A 23765-nucleotide genomic window follows, 5' to 3' on the forward strand; every position below is an offset into this window, starting at 1 on the left:
GCCGCTCACCGGGCGTTAAGCTGGCGCGCCTTCAATGGAGTTCTTGCAATGACTGGAGATACACCATGTCGCACACTCCCTCCTCTTGGCGTTCGGCCGCTTTGTGTGCCGGCGCCCTGGCGGTCGCTACTTTGGTGACCGGCTGCGTTGTAGCACCGGCTGAGCCCTATGCCTATGGCAACACCGGGGCCGTGGTCGTATCGTCGGAAGCGCCGCCACCGCTTCGCTATGAGCCCGCCCCGGTCGCTGTGGCGCCCATTGCCACCCAAATCTGGATTGGCGGCTTCTGGGATTGGAACGGTGGCCGCTATGTCTGGCGTGAAGGCCGCTGGGCAGCCCCGCCCCACCGGGGTGACCACTGGGTGCCCCGTGAATGGGTGCGCAGCCCCCATGGCTGGCAAGCCCGTGGCGGACACTGGGAGCGCCGCTAAGACGCAGGGGTTTACCCATTGGCAGTCCGGGCGCCGCACAGGGCCTTGGCTGCAGCGCCGCTCAGCGGATGCTGTAGTTCAGCTGAAACATCAGCGCAGACTTGCCCAGCACATTGAGCTGGCCGCCCCAGCGCTCGTTGTAGTTCCAGCCCACCGCAGGGATGGCGGTAAAGCCCCAGCCATTGCGGTTATTGAACGGAATCTTGCGGTGGAAGGGGTACTTGTAGCCATGGATGACGCCGCCGGTCAGCTTGAAAAACAGCTGCGGCGTGCTGGACAGCGGCTGGAACTGCCAGCCGTAGTAAGCGTACTGGCTGGGCTGGCCAAAGGAATTGCTGAAATAGGCAAAGCCGACGACTTGGTTGGCATCGATCTTTTTCTCGGCATTGAGCAGCCACACATATTTGTGCCGCTCGTCATCGGGCTCGAAGTCGCGCTCTTTCTTGGCGTTGGAGAAGTGGTAGGTATAGGGCGAATAGCCAAAGGTCCAGCCGGACAGCGCCGAGCCGTTGCTGTCTTCGCTGTCCCCGCTGGTGGCGCTGGCGGTGCCGGATAAGGCACACAGCAACGCAGCGCCCAGCAAGGTGGAGAGAGGGGAATAGGCAGAACGGGGCATGGGCAACCTCCAGCAAATATCGTCAATCCAAAATTTTAGGACGTGCTTGCGGAAGATCGCCAATAGCTGTGGCGCAGAACCCTTAAAGTTGTAAAAAGCCGTGTTTTAATTTGTTTTTAAGCTGGATTGCTGGGAAATCGCGGCAAATGAACAAGCTGGATCAATGGGCTTATAAAGCGCCGCCTGATCCGCGTGCGCCCGAAGAGGACACCGCCAGACCCAGCATGGCGCAGGCCACGGCCTCGCCCACCTTCACACCATCCACACCGGCTGACAGAATGCCGCCGGCGTAGCTGGCGCCTTCACCCGCCGGGTACAGGCCGCGCGTGTTGTCGCTCTGAAAATCGCTGCCTCGGCCAATCTTGACCGGCGACGAGGTGCGGGTCTCCACACCCGTCAGGATGGCATCCCACATGTCGTAGCCCCGGAGCTTCTTGCCAAAGGCGGGCAGCGCCTCGCGCATGGCCTCGATCGCATAGGCCGGCAGCGCCTGGTGCAGGTCGCCCAGATGGACGCCTGGCTTGTACGACGGCTGCACCGTGCCAAAGGCAATCGAGGGCGTGCCGTCGACAAAATCGCCGACCAGCTGGCCGGGCGCGCTGTAGCTTTGGCCGCCCAGTACATAGGCCTTGGATTCCAGCTGGCGCTGCAGCACGATGCCCGACAGCGGGTGGAACGCACCCGGAGCCAGGTTCTCGACGCCATAGGTTTTGCCGCCAAAGGCCCAGGCAAAGCTCTCGGCATCGCGCGGGTAGTCTTCGGGGCTGATGGCGCAGACCATGCCGGCATTGGCATTGCGCTCGGCGCGGGAGTACTGGCTCATGCCGTTGGTGACCACGCGCTCAGGCTCGCTGGTGGCAGCCACCACGGTGCCGCCCGGGCACATGCAAAAGCTGTAGACGGCGCGGCCATTGCTGGCGTGGTGCACCAGCTTGTAGTCGGCAGCACCCAGCAGCGGGTGGCCGGCATCCTTGCCCCAGCGTGCGCGGTCAATCACGCTTTGCGGGTGCTCAATGCGGAAGCCCACCGAGAAAGGCTTGGCCTCCATGGCCACGCCGCGTTCGTAGAACATCGCAAAGGTGTCGCGCGCGCTGTGGCCCAAGGCCATCACCGCGTGCTGGGTGGGCAGGGTGTAGCTCTCGCCGCTGGTCAGGTTCTGTACTTGCAGGCCTACCAGTTGGCGCTCATCGCCTTCGACCAGTACATCGGTCACCTTCTGCTCAAAGCGGATCTCGCCGCCCAGCCGCACGATTTCCTCGCGGATGCCTTCGACCACCTTGACCAGCTTGAAGGTGCCGATATGCGGGTGGGCCACAAACAGGATCTCGGGCGGCGCGCCGTGGGTGACGAACTCCTGCATCACCTTGCGGCCCAGGTGGCGCGGGTCCTTGATCTGGCTATAGAGCTTGCCGTCCGAGAAGGTGCCTGCGCCGCCTTCGCCAAACTGCACATTGGATTCAGGCGTTAGCCGGCGCTTGCGCCACAGGCCCCAGGTGTCCTTGGTGCGCTGGCGCACCGTCGTGCCGCGCTCCAGCACGATGGGCTTGAAGCCCATCTGCGCCAGCACCAGCGCCGCAAAAATGCCGCAAGGCCCAAAGCCCACCACGACCGGGCGGTCCTGCATATCGGCAGGCGCCTGGCCCACTGGGTACCAGGCCATGTCGGGCGTCGGGTTGACGTGGGAATCATTGGCAAAATGCGCCAGCAGCGCTGCTTCCTGCGCGGGTTCTGCCAGGGTCACATCGACGATATAGACGGCCAGCAGCTCGGACTTGCGCGCATCAAAGCTGCGTTTGTGGACGTGCAGCTGCGCAATGGCCTCAGGCTGCAGGCCCAGGCGTTGGGCCGCCAGTTGAGTGAGCGCCTCTTGGGGCGCAAATTCGCTGTGGTTTTCGGGGTGGTAAGGCACCGCCGAGAGGGGGAGTTTGAGTTCTGCGATCCGGATCATGGCTTGTACCTATCAAGCAAGGGCCTGGATGGTAGCCGATATGGCGCTGCCAGTGCGGCTGGACGGGCGGCATCCCCATGGCGCCCTAAGGTAAAAAAGCATAGCAAGCCCGCCGTTCCTCAGTGCTGAAGTTCTAAACGCGAATATCCAATCCCCGCCCCCTTCTCCACCCGGATTTGCGCCGGAATGCGCTCCTTGAGCGCCTCCACATGGCTGATGATGCCGATCATCTTGCCGCTGGCGTTCAGCGTGTCCAGCGCCGTCAACGCGATCTCCAAGGTGTCGCCATCCAAGGTGCCAAAGCCTTCGTCCAGGAACAGCGAATCGATGGAGGTCTTGCTGCTGACCAAATCGGACAGCGCAAGTGCCAATGCCAGGCTGACCAGGAACGCCTCGCCACCCGACAAGGTGCGCGTGTCCCGCGCTACATCGCCTTGCCAGCTGTCGACGATATCCAGCTCCAGCTCGCCCGTCGTTTTGCGCTGCAGCAGGTAGCGGCCATGCAGCCGCGCCAGATGGCCGTTGGCGAGTGCCAGCAAATGGTCCAGGGTGAGGCCCTGGGCAAACTTGCGGTACTTGTCGCCCTTGGCCGAGCCAATCAGGCCATCGAGCCGTTGCCACAGATCGCTGTCCTGTTCTTGCAGCGCAATCTGCGCCAACAGCGCCTGCTGCCCTGCGCGGCGCTGCGCATCATCGGCCAGGCGCGCGCGGTGGGCGCCCATGCGCTCTGCCGTCTGGTTGCGCTCTTCCTCCAGCGCCTGTAAGTGCCCATCCAGAGCTTCGGGTGCTTCCTCCGTCAAGGCCTGGGCCTGCAGTTGCTGGTGCTGTTGCGCCGCTTCATCGGCCACGGTGCTGGCGCGCTGCAGCGTTTGCTGCAGCCCATCGCGCTGCTGTGTGAGCTGGGCCAGCTCGGCGGCTGGCAGCAGCGCTTGCGCAAAGGCGGGTGCATCGGCAAAGGGGCTCGCTTGCAGGCCCTTGTTCCAAGCGGTCAGAGCCTGCGTCTCAACCCATTGCCGCTCGGCCAGTTGCTGGCCCGCTTGCTGGATCTGGCCCTCCAGGCTGGCCAGCGTTTGGCGGGTCTGTTCCAGCAGCGCTGCGCAATCCGCCAGCGTAGCGGGCAGCGCCATGCTTGCAGCACCTTTTTGCGCGGGAGCCTGCGATTGCGCCAGGCGCAGCTGCCATTGCTGGGCCTCTTGCGCGCACTGGCTGGCCTGGTGCTGCTGCAGCGCCAGTTGCTGGGCGATGGTGTGCAACTGCGCGCTGCGCTGTTGCCACTGCTGCCATTCCTGCTGGCGGGTCTGCAACCAGGTACCGGCATCGGCCGCTGCGGGTAAGGGCAGGCCCAGCGGGGCCAGGCTGGATTGCAGCGCTGCCTCCGTTGTACCGGCCAGGGCCTGCAGGTCTTGCACCGCTTGGATCAGCCGCTGCTGCTGCGCGCTGTTGTCTTGCTGGCTGCGCTGCAGCTGTGCTTGCTGGTGCTGGGCATGCTGCAAGGCCTGTGCGGTGGTATGGGCGGTGTCTTTGGCGCGTTGCAGCGCTTGCTCTGCCGCTTCGGCCGCCGCCAACGCCTGCTGCAGCTGGGCAGCGTGGGCGGCGCTGGCTTGCTGCGCATCAGCCAATACCTGTGGCTGCTGCCAGGCAGATTCGGCGATGGGCTGCGCCATGTGTGTGGCGAGTTCCTGCCATGCCTGCTGCCATTGCGCCAGGCGCTGCTCGGCCGCTGTCAGTTGGGCCTGCAGGCTGGTTTGTTGGCTCAGAGCGGCAGCATGCGCGGCGCTGAGCTGCTCACCTTGTTGTTGCAGCGTTTCCAGCTCGGCCTGGGCCGCTTGCAGCGCTGCTTCGGTGGCGGTCACATCGAGCGCCGCATAGGCAGCAATCGCAGGGTGCTCATGGGCGCCGCAGAGCGGGCAGGCCTCTCCCGGTTGCAAGGCCTGGCGGTGGGATTCCAGGCTTTGGATGCGCTGTTCCTGGGCCAGCAGTTTTTGCTTGTCGCCCAACCGCTCTTTCTGGGCCTTGTACTGGCTGCGCAAGGCCGCCAATGCCTGTTGCTGTTGCAGCAGGGGTGCCGCACAGGCCTGCAGTGCATCACCCAACTGCGTGCCATCCCGCGCCAGCGGTTGGCGTTGCTGGGCATGCTGCAGCAGCTGCTGCCAGGCTTGCTGGTGCTGTTGGGCCGTTTGCCAGTGAGCGCGCAGCTCGACCAGGCTGCCGCCATGCGGTGCCAGGCGGCTTTGTTGCGCTGTCTGGGCCTCGTGCGCTGCTGCATCTGCCTGTTGCTGCGCTGTTTGGGCCTGTTGTAGTTCGGTGGCCTGTGCGGCTGCTTGCTGCTGCAGCGCCTGGTGCTGTTGTTGGGCCTGCAGCAACGCGGCCTGCTCTTGTGCCAACTGCCGCTGTTGCTGCTGTCGCTGCGCCAGCTGCTCGCGCCAGCCGCTCAGCTGGTCGCCTAATGCAGCATGGCCGGGGTGCTGCTGCAGCCAGTGCTGAAGCTCGGTCTGCTGGGTTTGCAGCTGCTGCAGTGCGTGTTCTGCCTGCTGCTGGGCCTGCTGCGCCAGCGCACTGGTGTGCTGCTGCAGCTGCCATTGCTGGTGGTGGGCATCGGCGAGGCGGCCCTGCAATTGCGCCAGCTGGGCTTGGCCCGCTGCGGTGGCTGCTTGCGCCTGCTGCCAGCCCGCATGCAGCGGGGCAATCGCTTGCGCAGGGCCATGGGCCTGCAGGCGTTTCAGATCAGGGGCGGCAGCCTGCAGTGCTTGTTGGGCCTGCTGCAGGCGCTCATCGGCCTGGTGCTGCGCCTGCGCCGCTTGTGCAGTTTGCTGCTGCCAGCGCTGCAAAGTTTGCAGCGCAACATGGCGCGTTTGCAGGCTGGCGAGGGTGTCTTGCAGCTGCTGGGCTTCCGTTTGCAGCTGTTCGCGCTCGGCCTCGGGCAGCAGTTGCATGCCGCCCGCCTGGGCCTTGTCGCGCTCCAGCGCCTGGCGGGCATCGCGGGCGCGCTCAAACACGGTCTGCGAAATCTGGCTGTAAATGTCGGTCCCCGTCAGCTCTTCGAGCAGCTCAGCGCGCTCATTGGCTTTTGCCTCCAAAAATGCTGCAAAGCCGCCCTGGGCCAGCAGCATCGATTTGGTAAAGCGCTGAAAATCCAGCCCGGTGATCTCGGCCATCTGGCGCAGCTTGTCGCTGCTATGGGTGCTCAGGATCACGCCATCGGCCACGCGCGCCAGTTCCACCTTGGGGCCTTGCAGTGCGCCGTCGGCCTTGTCGCGGGCGCGGCGCTGGCTCCAGAAGGCGCGGTAAACAGTGCCTTTGACTTCAAACTCCACCTCTGCCAGGCAGTCCGCCGTGTGGCGCGTCATCAGGTCATTGCTGCCGGTGCTGATGGTCGCCAGCCGGGGCGTCTGGTGGTAGAGCGCCAGGCAAATGGCATCCAGCAAGGTCGATTTGCCAGCGCCCGTGGGCCCCGTGATGGCAAACAGGCTGTTGTCAGCAAAGGGCGCCGCCGTAAAGTCAATGCACCACTCGCCTTTGAGCGAGTTCAGGTTTTTCAGCCGCAGCTTGCGTATCTTCATGCGGGCTCCCCGCTGGGGTTGGCCAGCGACTGCAGCACGCTTTGGTAGCGCGCGGTCAGCGCCTGCTGCAGCTCGGTGTCCATGGTCTCCAGCGCCAGGCGGCGCTCAAACACTTGCGCGGGGGTCAGCGCATCCAGCGCCTCGATGGCCGGGCCGCTCCACTGCGCCGCCTCCCTGCCGCGCTGTCGTTTGACCCGCAGCAGCTGTAGCGGCATATCCTCGGCCATGGCCTGCACGCGCAGCGGCAGGTCGGCCAGGTAGTCGTCTTCTTCGATGCTGATGTCCAGCCAGACCTTTTTGCCCGCCTGGGCCAGCGCACTGGCCTGCTGCAGCGCGGCCGGCAGGGCGGCCAGGCTGCTGCGCAATGCAGCCATTGGCTGGAATACCGGCACCGGCAGCGCAGTCACCGCCTGCAAGCCCGGCTCTCCTAACTGGATCAGCAGCATCTGCTTAGTTTGCCGCGCCTCGTCAAAACCCAGCGCAATCGGCGAGCCGCAGTAGCGGATGTGCTCCAGCCCGCCCACCTTTTGCGGCTGGTGGATATGGCCCAGCGCGATGTAGTCCACAGGGGGAAAGGCCTGGGTCGGAAAAGCCTCCAGCGCGCCGACATAGATCTCGCGCACCGATTCGCTGCTGCTGGCGCCCACGGTGGTGAGGTGGCCGGTGGCGATGATCGGCAACTGCCGCCCCAGGCTCTGTTGCAGAGCGGCCTGCTGCTGCAAGGCCGTCTCATACACCTGCTGGTAGGTGGCCTGGATGGCCTGCTGCAGCGCCAGTTGCTTGTCCTGCGCGCTTTGGTTGGCCTGGCTTTGCAGCACATCGCGGGGGCGGATAAAGGGTAACGCGCAGACGATGCAGCCGGGCGTGCCATCGCGGCGCGGCAAGATGCGCACATGCTGCGCGGGCGCGCCGGTGGCGGCAATCACCTGGGTGCCCAGGTGCTGAAGCAGGCCGCTGCTTTCTTCCAGCACCGCGACGGAATCATGGTTGCCACCCAGCACCAGCAGCGCAACGCCGGCCTGGTGCAGGCGGGCGATCAGACGGTTGTAGAGCTCGCGGGCGTAGCTGGGCGGCGCGCCGGTGTCAAAAACATCGCCTGCGATCAGCACCGCATCGGCGGCTTGCGCTGCCACCTGGTCCAGCAGCCAGTCGATCAGCGCGCTGTGCTCTGCCTGGCGGCTTTGGCCCATAAAGTGCTGGCCCAGGTGCCAGTCCGAGGTGTGAATGATGCGCATGGTCGGGGGAGGGGATGGAGAGATCGCGGGAACCCTGTCGATGGTAGTCGCTGGGCGCAGCGCTGGTCAAAGAAAAAGACCTCGCGAGGGTCTGAACCCGGGCGAGGTCTGATGGCGGATAAGGCGATGTTTACTTCTTGGCGCCCACCGCCTTGTTGGCCGACGCGCGGTTGTAGGCAAAGCCGATGACCACCAAGGCCAGCACAATGGCCTGGGCCAGCAAGGTCTCCATCGTCGGGAACATGCCCAGCAGCTCGATGCGGGGTGCGCTGAGCGGCGTGGCGCTGACCCAGCCTGCCTCTTGCAGCGAGGACACGCCCTTGCCCACCAGCACGACGGCCAGCACAGCCACGAGGAGGGAGGTGGCAGAGAAGAAGCGGCCAATCGGCATGCGGGCGCTGGTGCGCAGCAGCACAGCAGCAATCACCGCCAAGATCGCCACGGCGGCCAGGCCGCCGCCCAGCAGCGCGCCATGGTGGCCGTCCGAGGCCAGCGCCGAGAAGAACAGCACGGTCTCGAACACCTCGCGGTAGACGGAGACAAAGGCCAGCGCAAACAGGCCCCACATGGAGCCCTGGCCCATGCTGGCCGAAAGCTTCTCGCTCAAATAGCTTTGCCAGCGGCCGGCGCTGCTCTTGCTGTGCATCCACAGGCCCACACTCAGCAGCACCAGTGCGGCAATGACGGAGCCCAGGCCCTCGGTCACCTCGCGGCTGGCGCCGCTGATCTCCACCAGGTAGGTGGCGGCGGCCCAGGTCAGGCCGCCTGCCACCAGCGCCGAGCTCCAGCCGGCATGCACATAGCGCAGCGCATCCTGGCGGCCGGCCTTGCGCAGCAGCGCCACCATGCCGATGACGATCAGCAAGGCCTCCAGCCCTTCCCGCAGCAAGATGGTGAGCGCGCCGACAAAGGTGGCCGTAGCGTCGGAGGCGCCCGCGTTCAGCTCGGCCTCCACTTGGCTGAACATGTTGTGCAGTTGCTGGGCGGCGGCCTCGGCCTCTTGCAAGCTGCCGCTGGCCACCGTGGCGCGGTACTGCACCATGGCCGATTCGACCTGGGTCATCAAGGCCTTGTTGCGCGCGGCAATCGTCGGCTCCAGCGGCTCAAAGCCATCCAGGTAGGCAGACAGCGCCAGCTTCATCGCCTGGTTGCGGTCGCCCGCCTTGAGCGCCACCAGGCTTTGCGCCAGGCGCTGGCGCGACAGGGCCACGCCGCTGGCCTTGCTTTCGCTGATGACCTCGGGGTTGGCACGCAGATAGGCCAGCACGGCGCGGGCCTGGTCGATCGGCATGGCCGGGGTCAGGCTTTGCGCGGTGGTGGTGCTGAGGGCGGCTAGGTCGCCAAAGCGTGCCCGCAGGCCGGCATCGCTTTGCCACAGCGCCTTGCCGGTGGCGCGCAGTTCGTCGTTGTATGACAGGCCGCCAACGAAGTAGGCCAGCGCCCAGCGGTCGTCCTCGGGCAGCGCGCCAAAGGCCACCATCGACGTGCCTTCGACGCCTTGCGAGGTCACCTGGTACAGGGCCATCAGGCTGCGGGCATTGGCGCGCTGCGCATCGCTGAAGGCAATGGGCTGCGGATCCAGACCCTGCGCAGCCGGGCCATCGCCACCGCCGCTGGCGCCATGGCAACTCGCACAGATTTGTTGAAAGAGTTGAGAGCCTTTTGTTATATCGGGAGCCTTTGCCGGTGCGACTGGCATCGGGTAGGCCGCCACCAGCATCTGGGCTGCCTGGTGGGCCAGCTGGGCTACGTCATCGGCCGCCGCCTTGGCTTGGACCGCTGCGCGCAACTGCCCAGCCAGTGCCACGACCCGGGCCTTGTCGGCGTGGGCGGGCAGGGCCTGGGCCTGCTGCAGCGCATTGGCGCTGAAGTCCAGCATCTCGGCATATTCGCCTTCGCTGACGACCTGGCCTTTGTCGACCGCGCCTTCGTAGTCGACAGCCACATAGTCGAGCAACTGCCAGAGCTGGCGGGCATCGGTGGCTTGGGTAGTAGGGGCCGTCGTGACAGGGGCAGGGGTCGGCGTTTGGGCCAGGGCAGGGCCGCCGAGCAAGCCGGCGACCAGGGCCAGTGCCCAGCTGAATGTGGAGCGCATGAAGTGTTATGAATAAGAATTATTCGCGGCATTTTAAGCTTGTTTACATTCTGTAGTGCCGCAGTCGCCCGCCTGTGCAGGAACAGTCAGATTCCGCCTTTTCGATGCTGCGCGAGCCTGATTAGGCTTCATTGGAAACGCAATTGGTAACCATTTCTACGTCTCAGATCGCTACACTGCGGCCACGCGCTTGTGCTCATAGGGAGGGCAAGGCGTTGCACGCTGCAGACCCTGTGCCGTGCAGCAACGAGGAGAAAAAATGGAAAAATTAACAGGATTCGCCGTAGCCGCCGTGGTCGCATGTGCCGGTTTGATGGGTTGCAGCAAGAAGGAAGAGACCCCCAGCAGCCCACCCGCTGCCGCCGCCCCGGCCCCCGCGCCTGCAGCAGCACCGGCCCCTGCGCCAGCGCCCGCCGTTGCCGCACAAAAGGTGCAGCCCGGCAAGTGGCAAGCCACCACCGAGATGAGCGGCCCCATGGGCCAGCAGGCACTGACCGGTGTGGAACAGGCCCTCAAATCCATGACGCCTGAGCAGAAGAAGGCTGCCAACCTGGACAACGCCAAGGTCGAAGGCGGCAAGCTGGTGCAAGAGATGTGCATCACCCCCGATATGGCTGGCAAAAACCTGCAATCCCTGGCGGATTCCCAGCTGAAGAACATGCCCGGCTGCAGCCCCGCCGACATCAAGACCGATGGCAACAAGGAATCCATGCGCTTCACCTGCGGCGAAGGCAAGATGAGCATGGACCTCGAAGCCGTCTACACCTCGCCCACCGAGAACACCGTCACCAGCAAGATGGACATGGCCGGCCAGGGCATGACCACCACAGTGACCAGCAAGCGCGTGGGCGACTGCTGATAGAGAGGCTCGCGCGCCGCTGTATAGGTGGTGCGCGTTGGGCTTTTGAATGCAAAAACGCAGCCTGGGTGGCTGCGTTTTGTTAGTAGGGCTGGCGTGCTTTCCCTGCAGGCCTCTTAGCGCTTGCGATGCAATTTGCGCATGCCCAACATGCCAGCCAGCAAGCTTAGAAGCAAGAGAGCCGCATGGTGAAGCGAGGGCACTGGCGTTGGAGCTGCAGCAGCGCTAACAAAGACGACTTGGCTCATTTCCACACCAGCATAGATTTCGTTTCCGGCTTGCGTCGCCATGATGGTGCAAGTGCCTGGAGCGCTAAAACTCACGACTCCCCCACTGATGGAGCACACATCGGCAGCAGCCTTGGCTGTAATCGAAGCAGTCACTGCTTGCGGGACGCCAGAGACAGAGAACACAACTGGATTCCCCGATGCACCGCCGGTAGCGGCAGGTGTGTAGGTATCCCCCACCTTGGCATTGGCTGGTGCGACAGATGTGAAGGTCAGGCTTTGGGCAAGCTTGCCTACCTCGATCGTCTGCTGAACCTGAGTGGCTGCCTCGTAGTCTGCATTTCCAGTTTGATTTGCGTTGATTACGCATGTCCCGGCCGCAGAAAATGTCACCGTGCCATTGGCGATAGAGCAGATTGCTGCACTACCAGAGTCCACCACCAGGGTGACAACTTCTCCAGATGCACCACCCGTCGCAGTTGCCGCGTAGGTATCTCCAATGCTGGCTCCGCTGGGCGGCGTCGATGTAAAGGTGATGGACTGCGTGTCTTTGGAAATACTCAATGCTTGCGTTGCTGAGGCTTCTTGGAAACCGGGCAATGGGATTTCCAGGCCTGCTTGGGTAGCGGTGATCGTGCAGTTGTTGGTGCCTGCATGCACCCCCGTCACTGCCCCGCTTGATGTGACTGTGCAGTCTGTTGAAGCGGTCGAATAGACAATGGTATTGCCCGAGTTAGGCTCGGCGCTGGTTGCTACAACATTGGCTGTTGAATTGACGGATACCGCCGGTGCAGCGCTGAACGTCAGTACTTGGGGCGTTCTAAATGCGGCGTTGTAAATGTCAGTCACCTCACTAGAAGACAGCGCGCGCGAGTAGATACGCACATCCCCCAGTTTTCCTCCTGCATTCAATCCAACGTTTGAGCTATAGCCAATGACCTTGAACGGACCTGCGCCGGAGACGGAGATGGGTGCCGGCTGCGCGACAGTGTTTACAAGAACTCCATTGAGATAGGCGGAGATATTTTGTGCCGCGCTGTCATACACAAAGGTATTCAGTGTCGTACCTTGTACAGCGCCGCCTTCTAGGAGGACGTCATCGAAGGGGCCTCGCAGGATCCAATTGTTCGGTCCGGCAACGCCATTGGTGAAAATGCGGAACGACGCTGCGCTGATGTCACTCATGATGTAGAACAGCGTGGATGAAGGCGCAATTTCGCTGCTAAAAAACGAGATGGACCAGGACCCATTCAGACTGGTAGCCCATCCTGTGTTGACATAGTCCGTGGAGGATGCAGCCCCCGAACCCAGTGCCGCGCTGAGGTTGGTTCCGTCAATGTGTGCGCCTTGAGAAAGTGCGCCATTCAGAATGGCTGTTGAGGCGTTAGCAGGCGGATTTGAAGCGCGGTTGGTTACGGATGTTCCCGCTTCGTCGAACCGGTAGTGGATGATGTCTGGTGTAGGCGCAGGTGCGGCGAGCGCGGGCAGCACCAGCAGTGCGGTCACGGATGCAGCTCCAAGGATTCGTATTACGCTGGAACGCAGTAGCGAGTTTTCGTCGGTGCGCGCCGACGGACGGAGGCAATGTTGAGACATAAGTGGTGTATTCCAAAAGTATCTCGTGCTTTCCGGGAGATCGCGTCATGGCGATCATGATGTGAGGTCGGCATGAGTGCTCACTATCATATAACAATTAATAACAATTAGGTTCAATATGAAACATATTTGCAAGTGCTATCCCATGGCCGGTCTCAAAGCGCCGACACGCACTGCAGTAAGGGGTAGCGGTTAACTGATCCAGTTGCTCCAACCTGAAGCGATCTAGGCCCGACTATTGCTCCACCCGTATCACCTGAGCCAAATCGACACCCAAAGCCTGCGCCTTTTGCAGCAGCGCTTGCAGCTGGGCTTCCGGAATGGTCTTGCTGCGGGACAGGATCCACAGGTAGTCCAGGCTGCTGCCAATGACCAGCGCGGTCTGGTACTGGTCATCGAGGCTGACCACGTTGTAGCCGCCGTAGAAGGGGCCGAAGAACGAGACCTTCAGGGCGGCCTTATCGGATTGGCCGAGGAAGCGCGCCTTGCCTTCTGCCTCGCGCCATTCCTGCTTGGCAGCGTCATAGCCCCGGTTCAGCACGGTCACGCTGCCATCGGCATTCAGGCGGTAGGTGGCAGTCACCTGGGTCAGGCCTTTTTCAAAGCGGTGGTCGATGCGTGCCAGCTCGTACCAGGTGCCCATGTATTTGCTGGCGTCAAAGCCGCTGACTGGCTGTACACCTTGGGGGACGGAGACGGCGCAGCCGGGCAAGGCGACAGCGGCGCCGGTGATCACCAGTGCCATGGCGGTAGCTCGGAAGAGAGCGCTTGTGGAGACAGGCATCGTAGGTTTCCTTTAGTTCTGGGTAGGCAGTGCCCAAGCTGGAGAGGTGGATGAGCAGGCTGGGGTTCACCAGGGTGGGGCAGTTGGCGATAGGCGCACATGCAGCGTCGCTGTCGTCTTGGCCCCCGCATCAGACCTTGGTGATCCGCCGCACGCTGGCAAAGTACCAGCGGTCGGGCAGGCAGCGCAGCAGCCGCATCCAGCGGGTAAAGCGGCGGGGGAAGTTCATCTCAAAATACCCCCGCGCCCAGCCTTGCAGGATGTGCTGGGCCGCTTCGGCTGGGCTGATCAGCGCCGGCATGCTGAACTGGTTCTGGGCGGTCAGAGGGGTCTCGACAAAGCCCGGGTTGATGATGGAGACGCCCAAGCCTTTTGGGTGCAGATCGAGGTAGAGGTTTTCTGCCAGGTTGTTGAGGGCGGCCTTGGTGGGGCCGTAGGCCAGCGACATCGGCAGCCCCCGGTAACCGGCGACGCTGCCGACCAGCGCGATATGGCCGCGGCCCGCCTGCAGCAGCATTGGGAGCACGGCGTCCAGCACATGGAGCACGCCGACATAGTTGACGGCCAGGTGTTGCTCCATCTCTGGCAGATCGAAGGCGGTGGCGCGCAGCGGCCGGTAGTGGCCGGCGCAGTACAGCACCAAGTCGGGGGCGCCACCGAGGGCGGTGTGGACGGCTTGCGCGGCAGCGGCTACCGTCTCTGGCTGGCTCACATCCGACGGCAGTGCCAGGCAGCCAGGGCGGCTATCGGCAAAGGCTTGCAGTGCAGCGCTGTCCCGGGCCGACACGATCACGCGCGCGCCCTTGGCTTGCAGCGCCTCGGCGGTGGCCCGGCCAATGCCCGACGATGCGCCAATGATCCACACGGACTGGCCTTGCCAGTCCGCCATCGGCGGATTGAGCTTGGCTTGCAGCAGTGACATTACTCCGACCCCTTGGTGAAGGAGATGGTCAGATCGCCCAGGTGGATACCGAACTTACTCATCGCCGTGCGGTTGAGCATGGTGCGCCCGTCCATCAGGTACATCCAGTCGTCCATGCGCACGTTCCAGACCCTGCCATCGACTGGCAAGGCCAGCACGTAGTTCCAGTGCAGGGCATTGCCGGCAGCCTGGCCGGTGGCGGGGCCGACGACATCCTCTGCCCGGCCGGTGTAGCGGCCATCTCCCAGGTATTGGATGTGCCAGGTTCGCTCTTGTGTGGTGCCATCGCTGTAGACAAAGTGCTCTTCGAGCACACCGTCATTGCCTGTCCATTTGCCGGTCATGTGTACGGTAAAGCGCTTGACGACCTTGCCCTTGCGGTCGGTGAACATGCCGTGCGCCGTGAGCGGGCCGTTGAAGTACTGGCGCAGGTCCAGCTGCGGGCGCTCCTGGGCATATTCCTCGACTGAGGGGCCAGCGCAGCCGCTCAGCACGGCCAGCGTGCCTACCAAGGCCAAACCGATACCGACGCGCCGCAGGGTGATCAAGCGGGGGGTGTAGTGCGTGGATTTCATCGTTACCTCCAGGTGGGTTGCAGGCGCTCAGCGCGCCAAAGACAGGCAAGTGCCATCAACTTGAGCAGGCATGGCAGGCCACCGTAGGCCCAGGCCAGCGCCTGCAAACCGGCGGGATCGGTGCTGCCGCTGTGGTAGCCCGCAGCAGCGAGCAGCGGCAAACACAGCCCGGCGGCGAGGGCCAGGTTGAGCTTGGTGGCACAGGTCCACCAGCCCAAGTAGCGACCGTCGCCGGATCCACCATGGCCGGATTCGTGGATCACGCCGGTGAGCAGCGCGCCGGGCACTGCCATGTCGGCGCCCAGCGCCAGGCCGCTGGCGATGCAGATGGCGGCAAAGGCCCAGGCATCGCCCGCGCCCAGCAAGGACGCGGAGAAAAAGGCCATGACACTGGCCAGCATGCCGGCGCGCCAGCTGGGCGCCAGGCCCCAGCGGGCCACCGCTTTGACCCACAGCGGCAGGCCCAGCGCGGCAGCTGCGAAATAGCTCAGCAAAAACAGCGGCAGCAGCTCGGGTGCCTGGAGCCGGTCCACCACAAAGAAGGGCAGGAGCGTAGCGGGGATCGCCGCCGCAATGCCGTTGAGCATGAAGACTGACAGCAGCCGGCGAAAGGCCGCATCGCGCCAAGGCGACGGCTGGGACGGCGCGGCGGGTAGGGCATGGCGCTGTGCGGCAGTCGCACCAGCATGCGCAGGTTCAGCACGAGGATCGCGCAGCCGGTACAAACCCAGCAATCCCAAGCCGAGCGCTGCCACCAGCACCGCGCTCGTCGCATCCATGCCCAGCAGGCTGGGCAGCACGCTGGCGACGAGCACGCCGACCAAGGTGGCGCCCTCGCGCCAGGCCGTCACCTTAGTGCGCCATGCGGCCTGGCCGCCCCAGCGGGTGCCCCAGGTCTGGTGCAAGATGCCGACCGCGCTGTAGGCCAAGGTGCTCAGCAGCAGGCAGCCCGCGAGCCAGCCCAGCATCTGGGCCTCCATGCCCGTGGGCGGATGCCAGAGCGCAGCAAAACCCAAGGCCATGGCCAGGCTGCCCAGCGCCGCCGCCAGCCAGGCGGCACGCCGCCCGCGCTGCAGCAGGCGGTCTGCCAGGCGGCCCAGTGCCGGGTCCAGCAGTGCATCCAAGGCCCGGGTGGCAAGCAGCACAGCCCCCAAGCCGGCCAGCGGCGCACCCGCCACCGCCGCATAGTAGTGGGGCAGGGTGACGTACAAGGGCAGCGATACAAAGGCCAGCGGAGCAGCCAGCGCGCCATAGGCGAGCCCCGTGCGCCACGAGAGCGCTTGCTGCACATGGGGGGATCGCATGGCGGATGGCCCTCAGCCCTGGCCCAGCAGCGAAGCGCGCAGCGCCGGTGCCGAAGTCTGCTCCGACAGCCAGATGCCAAAGAACAGGCGGGCGTACAGCGCGTCGTCGATGGCGGCGGTCTCGCGCCCGTTGTGCAGGAAGACGACCTTGCCTGCACCGTCGTTCAGGCCCAGCAGGCGATCCTGCGCCACCACATCGGGGAAGGCCTGTTTCATCATGCGTAGCCACTGGCGGCCCTGGTCTTCGGAGAAAGATTCGACCCGGCGCATCTCGGCGATGGAGCGTTCAGCGATGGCCTCGCCCTCCAGCTTGCGGTCATAGACCAGTTCCAGCGCAAAGGGCTGGCGCGCATAGTCCAGCGGTTTAAAGCCTGGGGCCGCCCAGAGGCGCGCCTCGTAGACCCGCAGGCCAAAAAACCGCAGCACACCCGTGCCTACCAGGCGAGCGCCCGGCACGGTCGTGCCGAGCTCAGCGGGGGTGGCAGGAGTGGCTGGCGGGGCAGCGAGGAGGTCTTGGGTCATGGCAGTCATCGTGAGGGCAATAAAGCTGGCGCCCCAGCCCAGGGTTTGGCGTCGGCGGAGGTCAGCCATGGTCGGGCCTGCGCAGGGTGAACTGGACCACATCGGTGTTGCCCATGTCGAAGGAGGCCTCGCAGTAGGCGAGGTAGAAGCGCCAGATGCGCAAGAAGCGTTCATCAAAACCCTGCGCGCGGATGGCGTCGATGTTTTGCTCAAAGGCCTCACGCCAGCGGCGGAGCGTCTCGGCATAGTCGGTGCCAAAGTGCAGCTTCTTCTCCACCGCCAAGCCGGCCTGCCGCGCCTCGCGCTCAAAGGCCTTGACACTGGGCAGCAAGCCGCCGGGGAAGATGTACTGCTGGATGAAATCGGTGGAGCGCAGGTAGCGTGCAAACAGGTCATCGCGCAAAGTGATGGACTGCACACAAGCATAGCCGCCGGGTTTGAGGCACTGGCGCAGCGTCTGGAAATAGCTGCTCCAGTACTCCTGCCCCACCGCTTCAAACATCTCGATGGACACGACGGCATCAAAGGGCTGAGCCTGGTGCTGGGCAGGCAGGTCGCGGTAGTCCTGGTAGCGCAGATCGACCTGGTCTTGCAGGCCCGCTTGCGCGATGCGCTCCAAGCCCCACTGGCGCTGTTCGCGCGATAAGGTCACACCGGTCACCTGGGCGCCAAACTCGGTAGCGGCCGTCTGCGCCAGGGCGCCCCAGCCGCAGCCAATCTCCAGCAGGCGCTGGCCGGGTTGCAGCCGCGTCTCTTGCAAGGCCCGGCGCATCTTCGCCTGCTGGGCCTGCACCAGATCGGCCTGGGCCAAGGCATCGCCGCTGCGCCCCCCAAACCAGGCGGCGCTGTAGTTCATGCTCGGGTCCAGGAAGAGGCGGTAAAAATCATTGCCCAAGTCGTAGTGGGCATGGATGTTGCGGGCGCTGCCCGACCGGGTATTGCGGTTGAGCAGATGGCGCAACCTAAAGCCCAGCCGTCCCCACCAGTGGCCGTACACCAGGCTCTCCATGTGGTCGCGGTTTTGGATGCACAGGCGCAGCAGCGCGGTCAGGTCGGGGCTGTCCCACTGGCCTTCGATATAGCCCTCCGCCAGGCCGATATCGCCCGAGCGCTGGATGCGCTCCAGCGCGTCCCAATCGTTAAGGGTGCAGCGCGCATCGGCCTGCGATGGGGCGTGTGGGGCGAAGTGCCGCACTTGCCCATCCGGCAGCTGCAGATCCAGCTGGCCGCAGGGCAAGCGCTCCAGCAGTTGCAGCACCGGGCGCGCGCTGCGGGGCATGGCGCGCGCGGCTTGGGCAGACGGGCTCGGCAGGGAGGCAGTGGTGGAGTTCATCGTGTGACGAAGCGCTTGGGCTCGGAGGGTTTGCGGTGGAAAGGCAGGCGTTTGGACCAGAGGCGCAGCGCCTGCCAATGAATGCGGAGCACGACGCCCCAGGTCATCAAGGGCATGCCCCAGAAGGCGCGCCGAACGGTGTCGGCAGTCAGGGCTTGCAGCGTGCCTGCGACGCCGGTGCGCAGCAGCGGGCCGGCCTCGTCATGCAGATCAACCTGTACCTGGTTGCGGCTGTCGCTGCGTACAAAGCGGAAGCGGTACTCGCCTTGCACATTGCAAAATGGCGACACATGGAAGCACTTAGCCGCGACCTGCTCTGCACCCCAGGCCAGATCGGGCCCGGCCAGCAAATAGGCATGGCGCTCGCCAAAGGTGTTGTTGACCTCGGCCAGCACTGCGGCTAGCGAGCCATCGGCGCGGTGCGCATACCAAAAGCTGACGGGCTTGAAGGCATAGCCCAGCACACGCGGGAAGGCATGCAGCCAGACCTCACCGTCCGCATCGCGGATGCCTTCTTGCTGCAGCAACTGGTCAAACCAGGCCAGGCAGTCCGCGCTGCCATCGCCATGGTCGCGGTCATAAAAGCTGATCGCGCCGCGCCGGTTGCGGCGCAGTACCGCGTCGGGCTGGTCACGCAGGCTGCGCAAGGGCAGCAGCAAAAAATAGCCGGGGTAGCGGAAGGCATGCACCACCGGGCGCAGGCGCTCATGCCAGATGTGGCCAACGCCGATCAGCGCTTGGTGGCTCATGCGACCTCCTCCAGCGCCGGCGCATTGGCCGCCGATGTGGCGCTGGCCAGCGACTGGCACAGGCTGTCGGCAGCGGCCAGGCCGGAGCGCAGCCCGTCCTCATGGAAGCCATAGCCGCACCAGGCGCCGCAAAACCAGGTGCGCAGATGGCCTTGCAGCTGGGGCACCTGGCGCTGAGCGCGGATGGCTGCCGCATCAAAAACCGGGTGACTGTACTGAATGCGCGCATGCACCTTGTCTGCCGCAATGGGGCGGGCGGGGTTGAGCGACACCACCACCGGCTGCTGCCAAGGCAGGGGCTGGAGCCGGTTGATCCAATAGTGCAGGCAGACACCCGCTTGCTCGGCGCTGGATGCGGCTGCGCGCTCGTAGTTCCAGGCTGCCCATGCCGCCTGGCGCTGGGGCAGCACGGCGGTGTCAGTATGCAGCACCGCCTCGTTGGCCTGGTAGCGGATGCTGCCGAGCACCGCACGTTCGGTGGCGGTTGCGCCCTGGCCCAGCAGCTGCAAGGCCTGGTCGCTGTGGCAAGCCAGGACGACCGCATCAAACCATTCGGAGCCCTGTGCCATCTGCACCATCACGCCCTGGGGGTGACGCTCCAGGCCGAGTACCGGCGTGTTCAGCCGCATCTCATGGCGGCCGTCCTTTGCCAGCCGGGCCAGCAGGCGGCGCACATACTGGCGCGAGCCGCCGCGCACGCTGTACCACTGCGGCCGGTCCAGAACCTGGAGCAGCCCGTGGTTGTGGCAGAAGCGGACCATGGTGGCGACCGGAAACTGCAGCATCTGGTCGGTGGGGCAGGACCAGATGCAGCCCAGCATCGGCAGCAGGTAGTCGCTGCGAAACGCGGTGGAGAAGCGGTGCTGGTCCAGAAACTCCGCGATTGACGCGGTCATCTCTGCCTCGGCCTGGCGCTCTGCCAGGTCGGTGGTCAGGCGATTGAAGCGGGCGATGTCCCGCAGCATGCCCCAAAACCGGGGGCGCAACAGGTTGCGTTTTTGGGCAAATACGCTGCCCAGCGTTCGGCCACTCCATTCCAGTGCCGATGCGCCGTTGGCACCCGGAGCTTGCACCGAGAACGACATCTCTGACGCCACCGTGTCCACGTCCAGGTCTTGGAAGAGCTGCGTCAGCAAGGGGTAGGTGCGGTGGTTGAACACCAGAAACCCGGTGTCCACGCCATGCTGGATGCCGTCCAGGCTCAGGTCTACCGTGTTGGCATGGCCGCCGAAATGGCTGCCCGCCTCCAACAGGCAGACCTGGTGCGAGGGCTGCGCACTGGCCAGGCGGGCGGCAGCGGCCAGCCCAGAGATGCCCGATCCGATGACAGCAATACGTTGCATGAGAGGCCCTTTGTAGTTGCGACAGCCAAGCACTTGAACCCGTAAGATCAATTACTGAACTGATGAGTTCATACTATAAACCACAAATGTCAAAAATGCACCATTTAGTCTTACCCATGACCTGGCACGTCATAAAATAGCGGCATGAATGCTCGGTCTGCCATCAAGGAACAAATACAACGTGTGCGTGAAGAGGCCATCGTGACCGCCGTGAACCGGCTGCTCGCGACCAAGGGCTACGACGCGATGACGGTGGACCAGGTGGCGGCAGAGGCGGGCATGGCCAAGGCCAGCCTCTACAAGCTGTTCACGTCGAAGGAAGAATTGGCGGGCGCTGCGATGGTCGGGGTGCTCGATCGCGCCTTGGCCTTTGTCGATGGCTTGCGCAGCGCAGCCGATGCGGCGGCAGAATCAGGCCAGCCTATTACAGCGATGGAGCAGTTGCAGGCCGTGGTGCGCTGGGCCATGCGCACCCAGTTGGAAGGGGAGATGCCGTCCTTGCCCGCGCAGAACTCCAACCTCAGCGCCTCGTTGCAGTCGAATGACGCCTATATGGACCGGCTGATTGCGCTGAGCAACCGGCTGAGCATCTGGATCACCCAAGCCCAGACCAGCGGCCAGCTGCCCCCCGCCTTGCCCGCCGAGCTGGTGCTCTACACCTTGTTTGCGCGGGCCTGCGATCCCGTGCTGGGCCTCCTCAAGGAGTCGGGCCAATACAGCGATGCGCAGATCATTGAATGGGTGACCAGCACCACCTTTTACGGCCTGGTCGGGCCTGGTGCCGTTCCAGCTGCCGCCCCTATGGCTTGACCGAGGCGTTGCGCCGCAGCCAGCGCATCAGCACGCCAATTGCCGGTAATTTCTCGTACAGCTCTTCTGCCGCGTCCCAGTAGTCGCGGTGCTGGGACACGCGCCCGTGGGCATCGAAGGACAACAACGATGCGCCACGGATGCACTGGGAGGCGTCAGCGTTCCAGCGGCGGAAGCGAAAGCGGAACTCCCATTCCAGCGCGGCGCGGTCGCCCTGCAGCAGTTGCTGGGTGACGATGAAACGGGGCTCGTGCAGGGCGGCAAACATGTGCGCAAAAATGGCAGTGATGTCGGGTAGGCCGCGCACCTCGTTGAACGGGTCTTTGAAATAGGCATCTGCTGCGTAGCAGCTGGCCAGGTGCTGGAGGCTTTCGGGCGAGATTGACTCGTAGAAGCTGACCAGCCTTTGCAGCCCTGCTGCAGCGAGATCGCCATGGGACGTCATACCGGACATGCTTGCGCTCCTGCTTGTGATGATCTAGTGGCAGAGGCTTGCGCGCAGGCGCTAACCCCGCGCTCCCCGCTTGCCGCCGGCCGGATGCTTCCAATACCCAAACTCGTCCTCATGCACCTCATAGTCCAGCTCCTGCAGGCGCTCATGCATGCGGGCCTGGGCGTCGGCCACGCCCTGGTTGTAGAGGCTGGGGCCGATTTCTTGCAGAAAGAAGCCGAGCAGGGCGGAGGCCGTCATGTTGCCGATGCGCTCGCCCTGGATCTGCTCAAAGTAGCGTTCGATGGATTGGACGGCACGCTCATGCACGTCCTTTGTCAGTTCAATGGCCATAGCTGGAATTACAAAGGACCGTCCACGGGCTCAGCCAGGAAGCCGCCGCTCTGGTGCGCCCAGAGCTTGGCATAAATGCCGCCTTGGGCCAGCAGTTGCTGGTGGGTGCCTTGCTCGATGATGTGGCCCTTGTCCATGACGATCAAGCGGTCCATTGCGGCGATGGTGGACAAACGGTGCGCAATGGCGATGACGGTCTTGCCATGCATGAGGCTGTCCAGGCTTTCCTGGATGGCGGCTTCAACCTCGCTGTCCAGCGCGCTGGTGGCTTCGTCCAGCAGCAGGATGGGCGCGTCCTTCAGCATCACGCGGGCAATGGCCACGCGCTGGCGCTGGCCGCCCGAGAGCTTGACCCCCCGCTCGCCCACCTGGGCGTCGTAGCCGGTGCGGCCAAAACGGTCGCTCAAGGTGGTGATGAAGTCAGACGCCTCAGCGCGCTCGGTGGCGCGGCGCATGTCTTCCTCGCTCGCGTCGGGACGGCCGTAGAGGATGTTGTCGCGCATCGAGCGGTGCAGCAGGGAGGTATCTTGCGTGACCATGCCGATATTGCTGCGCAGGCTGTCCTGCGTCACCTTGGCGATGTCCTGGCCGTCAATGCGGATCTGGCCACCGGCCAAGTCGTGGAAGCGCAGCAGCAGGTTGACCAGGGTCGACTTGCCGGCACCAGAGCGGCCAATCAGGCCAATGCGCTCGCCGGGGTTGATCGTCAGGTTGAGCTGGTCGATGACCGGGCGGCCCGCATCCTTGTAGGCAAAGCTGACGTTGTCAAACTCGATGCGGCCTTGTTGCACAGCCAGGGGCTGGGCGCCGCTGGCATCCACGATGCTGCGTGGCTTGGTCAAGGTATTGATGCCGTCCTGGATGGTGCCGACGTTCTCGAACAAGCCCGTCATCTGCCACATTACCCAGTGCGAATAACCCATCAGGCGCAGCGCCATGGCGATCACCGCGGCCACCACGCCAGCGCTGGCCTGGCCGTTCATCCACAGGTACAAAGCGGTGCCCGATGCGCCCAGCAGCAGCAGGGTGATCATCAGGTGGTTGGCGATCTCGAACAGGCTGACCAGGCGCATCTGGGCCTGGCCGGTTTGCTTGAAGGCTTCCATCGCACTGCGGGCGTATTCGGCCTCGCGCTTGGTGTGGGCGAACAGCTTGACCGTGGCGATATTGGTATAGGCATCGGTCACCCGGCCGGTCATCATCGAGCGGGCATCCGCCTGGGCCTTGCCGATCTTGCCCAGGCGAGGCACAAAGAACACGCAGGCACCGATATAGGCGATCAGCCACAGCAGGAAGGGAATCATCAAGCGCCACTCAAAGCTGGCCGCCAGGATCAGGATGCCGATCATGTAGACGCTCACGCCCACCAGCACATCGACGATCATGAACACCACTTCGCGCACCGACAAGGCCGTCTGCATGATCTTGGTGGTAATGCGGCCGGCAAACTCGTCCGCATAAAAAGACATGCTCTGGCCCAGCATCAGGCGGTGGAAAACCCAGCGCAGGCGCATCGGAAAGTTGATGGCCAGCACCTGGTGCATCACCTGCGTATGCAGGCCCAGCAGCAGCACGCTGCCCAGCAGCACGCCGACGATCCACAACACGGTGCTGCCTTGCTCGGCCCAGAAGTTGTTGGGCGACATGGTCGCCAGCCAATCAACCACATGGCCCATGACGGCGAACAGCATCGCCTCGTACATCGCCAGCAGTGCCGAGGTGGTGGTGAGCAGGCCGATCCAGCCACGCATGCCTTGCGTACATGCCCACATGAAAGCAAAAAACCCCTTGGGCGGAACCTGGGGTTCGGCGTTGGGATAGGGCGGCACCCGCCGCTCAAAAAACGAAAACATGCACTGATCTCCTGCAATGGGGCTGGGGCGCTGGGCCTTGGAGCAGCTTATGAGCCTGCCCCGACGCTGCTCGGTAAGCAGCATATAGGCCTGTTGATATTGACAGTGGTAACAACCCCGATCAGGCAAGTCTAGCGGGGTGGGCAGGGTCCTTGGTGGGCCGCCGATATAACCCTTAGTGATTCTCTGCAAACTCCCTGCCCTGGTCTGAACGCGGGC

At 64.1% G+C, this 23765-nt stretch carries 20 protein-coding genes; 3 read left to right on the plus strand and 17 right to left on the minus strand.

Features of this window, described 5'->3' with window-relative positions; genetic code table 11:
- Positions 1 to 65: 65 nt before the first annotated feature.
- Positions 66 to 431 carry a YXWGXW repeat-containing protein gene (locus tag HS961_RS05465; RefSeq protein WP_182326739.1) on the plus strand — a complete coding sequence of 122 codons (366 nt, stop codon included), beginning with the start codon at positions 66 to 68 and terminating at the stop codon, positions 429 to 431.
- A 61-nt stretch (positions 432 to 492) separates the two neighbouring features.
- Here HS961_RS05465 and HS961_RS05470 read toward each other — a convergent pair whose 3' ends face one another.
- The 5 genes from HS961_RS05470 to HS961_RS05490 form a co-directional block, all read right to left on the minus strand.
- Positions 493 to 1047, minus strand: a complete 555-nt coding sequence (locus tag HS961_RS05470; RefSeq protein WP_182326740.1) for a hypothetical protein — start codon at positions 1045 to 1047, stop codon at positions 493 to 495.
- 169 nt (positions 1048 to 1216) lie between these two features.
- Complete coding sequence (locus HS961_RS05475; protein ID WP_182326741.1) at positions 1217 to 2995, minus strand: NAD(P)/FAD-dependent oxidoreductase; 1779 nt, start codon at positions 2993 to 2995, stop codon at positions 1217 to 1219.
- Positions 2996 to 3114: 119 nt separating this feature from the next.
- Positions 3115 to 6555: an SbcC/MukB-like Walker B domain-containing protein gene (locus HS961_RS05480; protein ID WP_182326742.1), complete on the minus strand. Its 3441-nt coding sequence runs from the start codon at positions 6553 to 6555 to the stop codon at positions 3115 to 3117.
- Complete coding sequence (gene sbcD, locus HS961_RS05485; RefSeq protein WP_182326743.1) at positions 6552 to 7790, minus strand: exonuclease subunit SbcD; 1239 nt, start codon at positions 7788 to 7790, stop codon at positions 6552 to 6554. Before sbcD ends, HS961_RS05480 begins: the two co-directional genes overlap by 4 nt.
- 130 nt (positions 7791 to 7920) lie before the next feature.
- A complete protein-coding gene (locus HS961_RS05490) occupies positions 7921 to 9885 on the minus strand; it encodes a cytochrome c/FTR1 family iron permease (protein ID WP_182326744.1) in 1965 nt (654 codons plus the stop codon).
- A 259-nt stretch (positions 9886 to 10144) separates the two neighbouring features.
- On the opposite strand from HS961_RS05490, the gene HS961_RS05495 reads away from it, so the two are divergent.
- A complete protein-coding gene (locus HS961_RS05495; protein WP_182326745.1) occupies positions 10145 to 10744 on the plus strand; it encodes a DUF3617 domain-containing protein in 600 nt (199 codons plus the stop codon).
- Positions 10745 to 10860: 116 nt separating this feature from the next.
- Here the strand turns inward: HS961_RS05495 and HS961_RS05500 are convergent, their stop codons facing one another.
- From HS961_RS05500 to HS961_RS05540, 9 genes are all read right to left on the minus strand, one after another.
- Positions 10861 to 12477 (minus strand): LamG-like jellyroll fold domain-containing protein, encoded by a 1617-nt coding sequence (locus tag HS961_RS05500; protein ID WP_182326746.1) that lies wholly within the window; start codon positions 12475 to 12477, stop codon positions 10861 to 10863.
- Positions 12478 to 12802: 325 nt separating this feature from the next.
- Positions 12803 to 13351, minus strand: a complete 549-nt coding sequence (locus HS961_RS05505; protein WP_272956287.1) for a lipocalin family protein — start codon at positions 13349 to 13351, stop codon at positions 12803 to 12805.
- 130 nt (positions 13352 to 13481) lie between these two features.
- Positions 13482 to 14273, minus strand: coding sequence for an SDR family NAD(P)-dependent oxidoreductase (locus HS961_RS05510; protein WP_182326747.1), 792 nt, complete (start codon positions 14271 to 14273; stop codon positions 13482 to 13484).
- On the minus strand, positions 14273 to 14848 hold the full coding sequence (locus HS961_RS05515; protein WP_182326748.1) for a DUF3833 domain-containing protein: 576 nt from the start codon (positions 14846 to 14848) through the stop codon (positions 14273 to 14275). The genes HS961_RS05510 and HS961_RS05515 overlap by 1 nt, the downstream gene beginning before the upstream one ends.
- Positions 14849 to 14850: 2 nt before the next feature.
- Entirely contained in the window at positions 14851 to 16152 is a 1302-nt protein-coding gene (locus tag HS961_RS05520) for an MFS transporter (protein ID WP_182326749.1), read from the minus strand.
- Positions 16153 to 16164: 12 nt separating this feature from the next.
- Positions 16165 to 16743, minus strand: a complete 579-nt coding sequence (locus tag HS961_RS05525; protein WP_182326750.1) for a chalcone isomerase family protein — start codon at positions 16741 to 16743, stop codon at positions 16165 to 16167.
- On the minus strand, positions 16736 to 18007 hold the full coding sequence (locus HS961_RS05530) for an SAM-dependent methyltransferase (RefSeq protein WP_182326751.1): 1272 nt from the start codon (positions 18005 to 18007) through the stop codon (positions 16736 to 16738). The genes HS961_RS05525 and HS961_RS05530 overlap by 8 nt, the downstream gene beginning before the upstream one ends.
- On the minus strand, positions 18004 to 18756 hold the full coding sequence (locus tag HS961_RS05535) for a DUF1365 domain-containing protein (protein WP_182326752.1): 753 nt from the start codon (positions 18754 to 18756) through the stop codon (positions 18004 to 18006). The genes HS961_RS05530 and HS961_RS05535 overlap by 4 nt, the downstream gene beginning before the upstream one ends.
- On the minus strand, positions 18753 to 20099 hold the full coding sequence (locus HS961_RS05540) for an NAD(P)/FAD-dependent oxidoreductase (RefSeq protein ID WP_182326753.1): 1347 nt from the start codon (positions 20097 to 20099) through the stop codon (positions 18753 to 18755). The genes HS961_RS05535 and HS961_RS05540 overlap by 4 nt, the downstream gene beginning before the upstream one ends.
- A 144-nt stretch (positions 20100 to 20243) precedes the next feature.
- Here HS961_RS05540 and HS961_RS05545 point away from each other — a divergent pair, with 144 nt between their 5' ends.
- Positions 20244 to 20909, plus strand: coding sequence for a TetR/AcrR family transcriptional regulator (locus HS961_RS05545; RefSeq protein WP_182326754.1), 666 nt, complete (start codon positions 20244 to 20246; stop codon positions 20907 to 20909).
- Here the strand turns inward: HS961_RS05545 and HS961_RS05550 are convergent.
- Genes HS961_RS05550 through HS961_RS05560 form a run of 3 tightly spaced genes read right to left on the minus strand, consistent with a single transcriptional unit; the run spans position 20899 to position 23546 of the window.
- A complete protein-coding gene (locus HS961_RS05550) occupies positions 20899 to 21363 on the minus strand; it encodes a nuclear transport factor 2 family protein (RefSeq protein WP_182326755.1) in 465 nt (154 codons plus the stop codon). The genes HS961_RS05545 and HS961_RS05550 overlap by 11 nt on opposite strands.
- Before the next feature lie 51 nt (positions 21364 to 21414).
- Positions 21415 to 21693: a DUF2164 domain-containing protein gene (locus tag HS961_RS05555; protein WP_182326756.1), complete on the minus strand. Its 279-nt coding sequence runs from the start codon at positions 21691 to 21693 to the stop codon at positions 21415 to 21417.
- Positions 21694 to 21701: 8 nt separating this feature from the next.
- A complete protein-coding gene (locus HS961_RS05560; protein ID WP_182326757.1) occupies positions 21702 to 23546 on the minus strand; it encodes an ABC transporter ATP-binding protein in 1845 nt (614 codons plus the stop codon).
- Positions 23547 to 23765 lie beyond the last annotated feature (219 nt).

The organism is Comamonas piscis (assembly GCF_014109725.1).
GTDB lineage: Bacteria > Pseudomonadota > Gammaproteobacteria > Burkholderiales > Burkholderiaceae_C > Comamonas > Comamonas piscis.

What these genes read in the sequence shown, in the direction of transcription:
- HS961_RS05465 (WP_182326739.1), top strand. Translation starts at nt 66, where the DNA reads ATGTCGCACACTCCCTCCTCTTGGCGTTCGGCCGCTTTGTGTGCCGGC.
- HS961_RS05470 (WP_182326740.1), bottom strand. Translation starts at nt 1,047, where the DNA reads ATGCCCCGTTCTGCCTATTCCCCTCTCTCCACCTTGCTGGGCGCTGCG.
- HS961_RS05475 (WP_182326741.1), bottom strand. Translation starts at nt 2,995, where the DNA reads ATGATCCGGATCGCAGAACTCAAACTCCCCCTCTCGGCGGTGCCTTAC.
- HS961_RS05480 (WP_182326742.1), bottom strand. Translation starts at nt 6,555, where the DNA reads ATGAAGATACGCAAGCTGCGGCTGAAAAACCTGAACTCGCTCAAAGGC.
- sbcD (WP_182326743.1), bottom strand. Translation starts at nt 7,790, where the DNA reads ATGCGCATCATTCACACCTCGGACTGGCACCTGGGCCAGCACTTTATG.
- HS961_RS05490 (WP_182326744.1), bottom strand. Translation starts at nt 9,885, where the DNA reads ATGCGCTCCACATTCAGCTGGGCACTGGCCCTGGTCGCCGGCTTGCTC.
- HS961_RS05495 (WP_182326745.1), top strand. Translation starts at nt 10,145, where the DNA reads ATGGAAAAATTAACAGGATTCGCCGTAGCCGCCGTGGTCGCATGTGCC.
- HS961_RS05505 (WP_272956287.1), bottom strand. Translation starts at nt 13,351, where the DNA reads ATGCCTGTCTCCACAAGCGCTCTCTTCCGAGCTACCGCCATGGCACTG.
- HS961_RS05510 (WP_182326747.1), bottom strand. Translation starts at nt 14,273, where the DNA reads ATGTCACTGCTGCAAGCCAAGCTCAATCCGCCGATGGCGGACTGGCAA.
- HS961_RS05515 (WP_182326748.1), bottom strand. Translation starts at nt 14,848, where the DNA reads ATGAAATCCACGCACTACACCCCCCGCTTGATCACCCTGCGGCGCGTC.
- HS961_RS05520 (WP_182326749.1), bottom strand. Translation starts at nt 16,152, where the DNA reads ATGCGATCCCCCCATGTGCAGCAAGCGCTCTCGTGGCGCACGGGGCTC.
- HS961_RS05525 (WP_182326750.1), bottom strand. Translation starts at nt 16,743, where the DNA reads ATGGCTGACCTCCGCCGACGCCAAACCCTGGGCTGGGGCGCCAGCTTT.
- HS961_RS05530 (WP_182326751.1), bottom strand. Translation starts at nt 18,007, where the DNA reads ATGAACTCCACCACTGCCTCCCTGCCGAGCCCGTCTGCCCAAGCCGCG.
- HS961_RS05535 (WP_182326752.1), bottom strand. Translation starts at nt 18,756, where the DNA reads ATGAGCCACCAAGCGCTGATCGGCGTTGGCCACATCTGGCATGAGCGC.
- HS961_RS05540 (WP_182326753.1), bottom strand. Translation starts at nt 20,099, where the DNA reads ATGCAACGTATTGCTGTCATCGGATCGGGCATCTCTGGGCTGGCCGCT.
- HS961_RS05545 (WP_182326754.1), top strand. Translation starts at nt 20,244, where the DNA reads ATGAATGCTCGGTCTGCCATCAAGGAACAAATACAACGTGTGCGTGAA.
- HS961_RS05550 (WP_182326755.1), bottom strand. Translation starts at nt 21,363, where the DNA reads ATGTCCGGTATGACGTCCCATGGCGATCTCGCTGCAGCAGGGCTGCAA.
- HS961_RS05555 (WP_182326756.1), bottom strand. Translation starts at nt 21,693, where the DNA reads ATGGCCATTGAACTGACAAAGGACGTGCATGAGCGTGCCGTCCAATCC.
- HS961_RS05560 (WP_182326757.1), bottom strand. Translation starts at nt 23,546, where the DNA reads ATGTTTTCGTTTTTTGAGCGGCGGGTGCCGCCCTATCCCAACGCCGAA.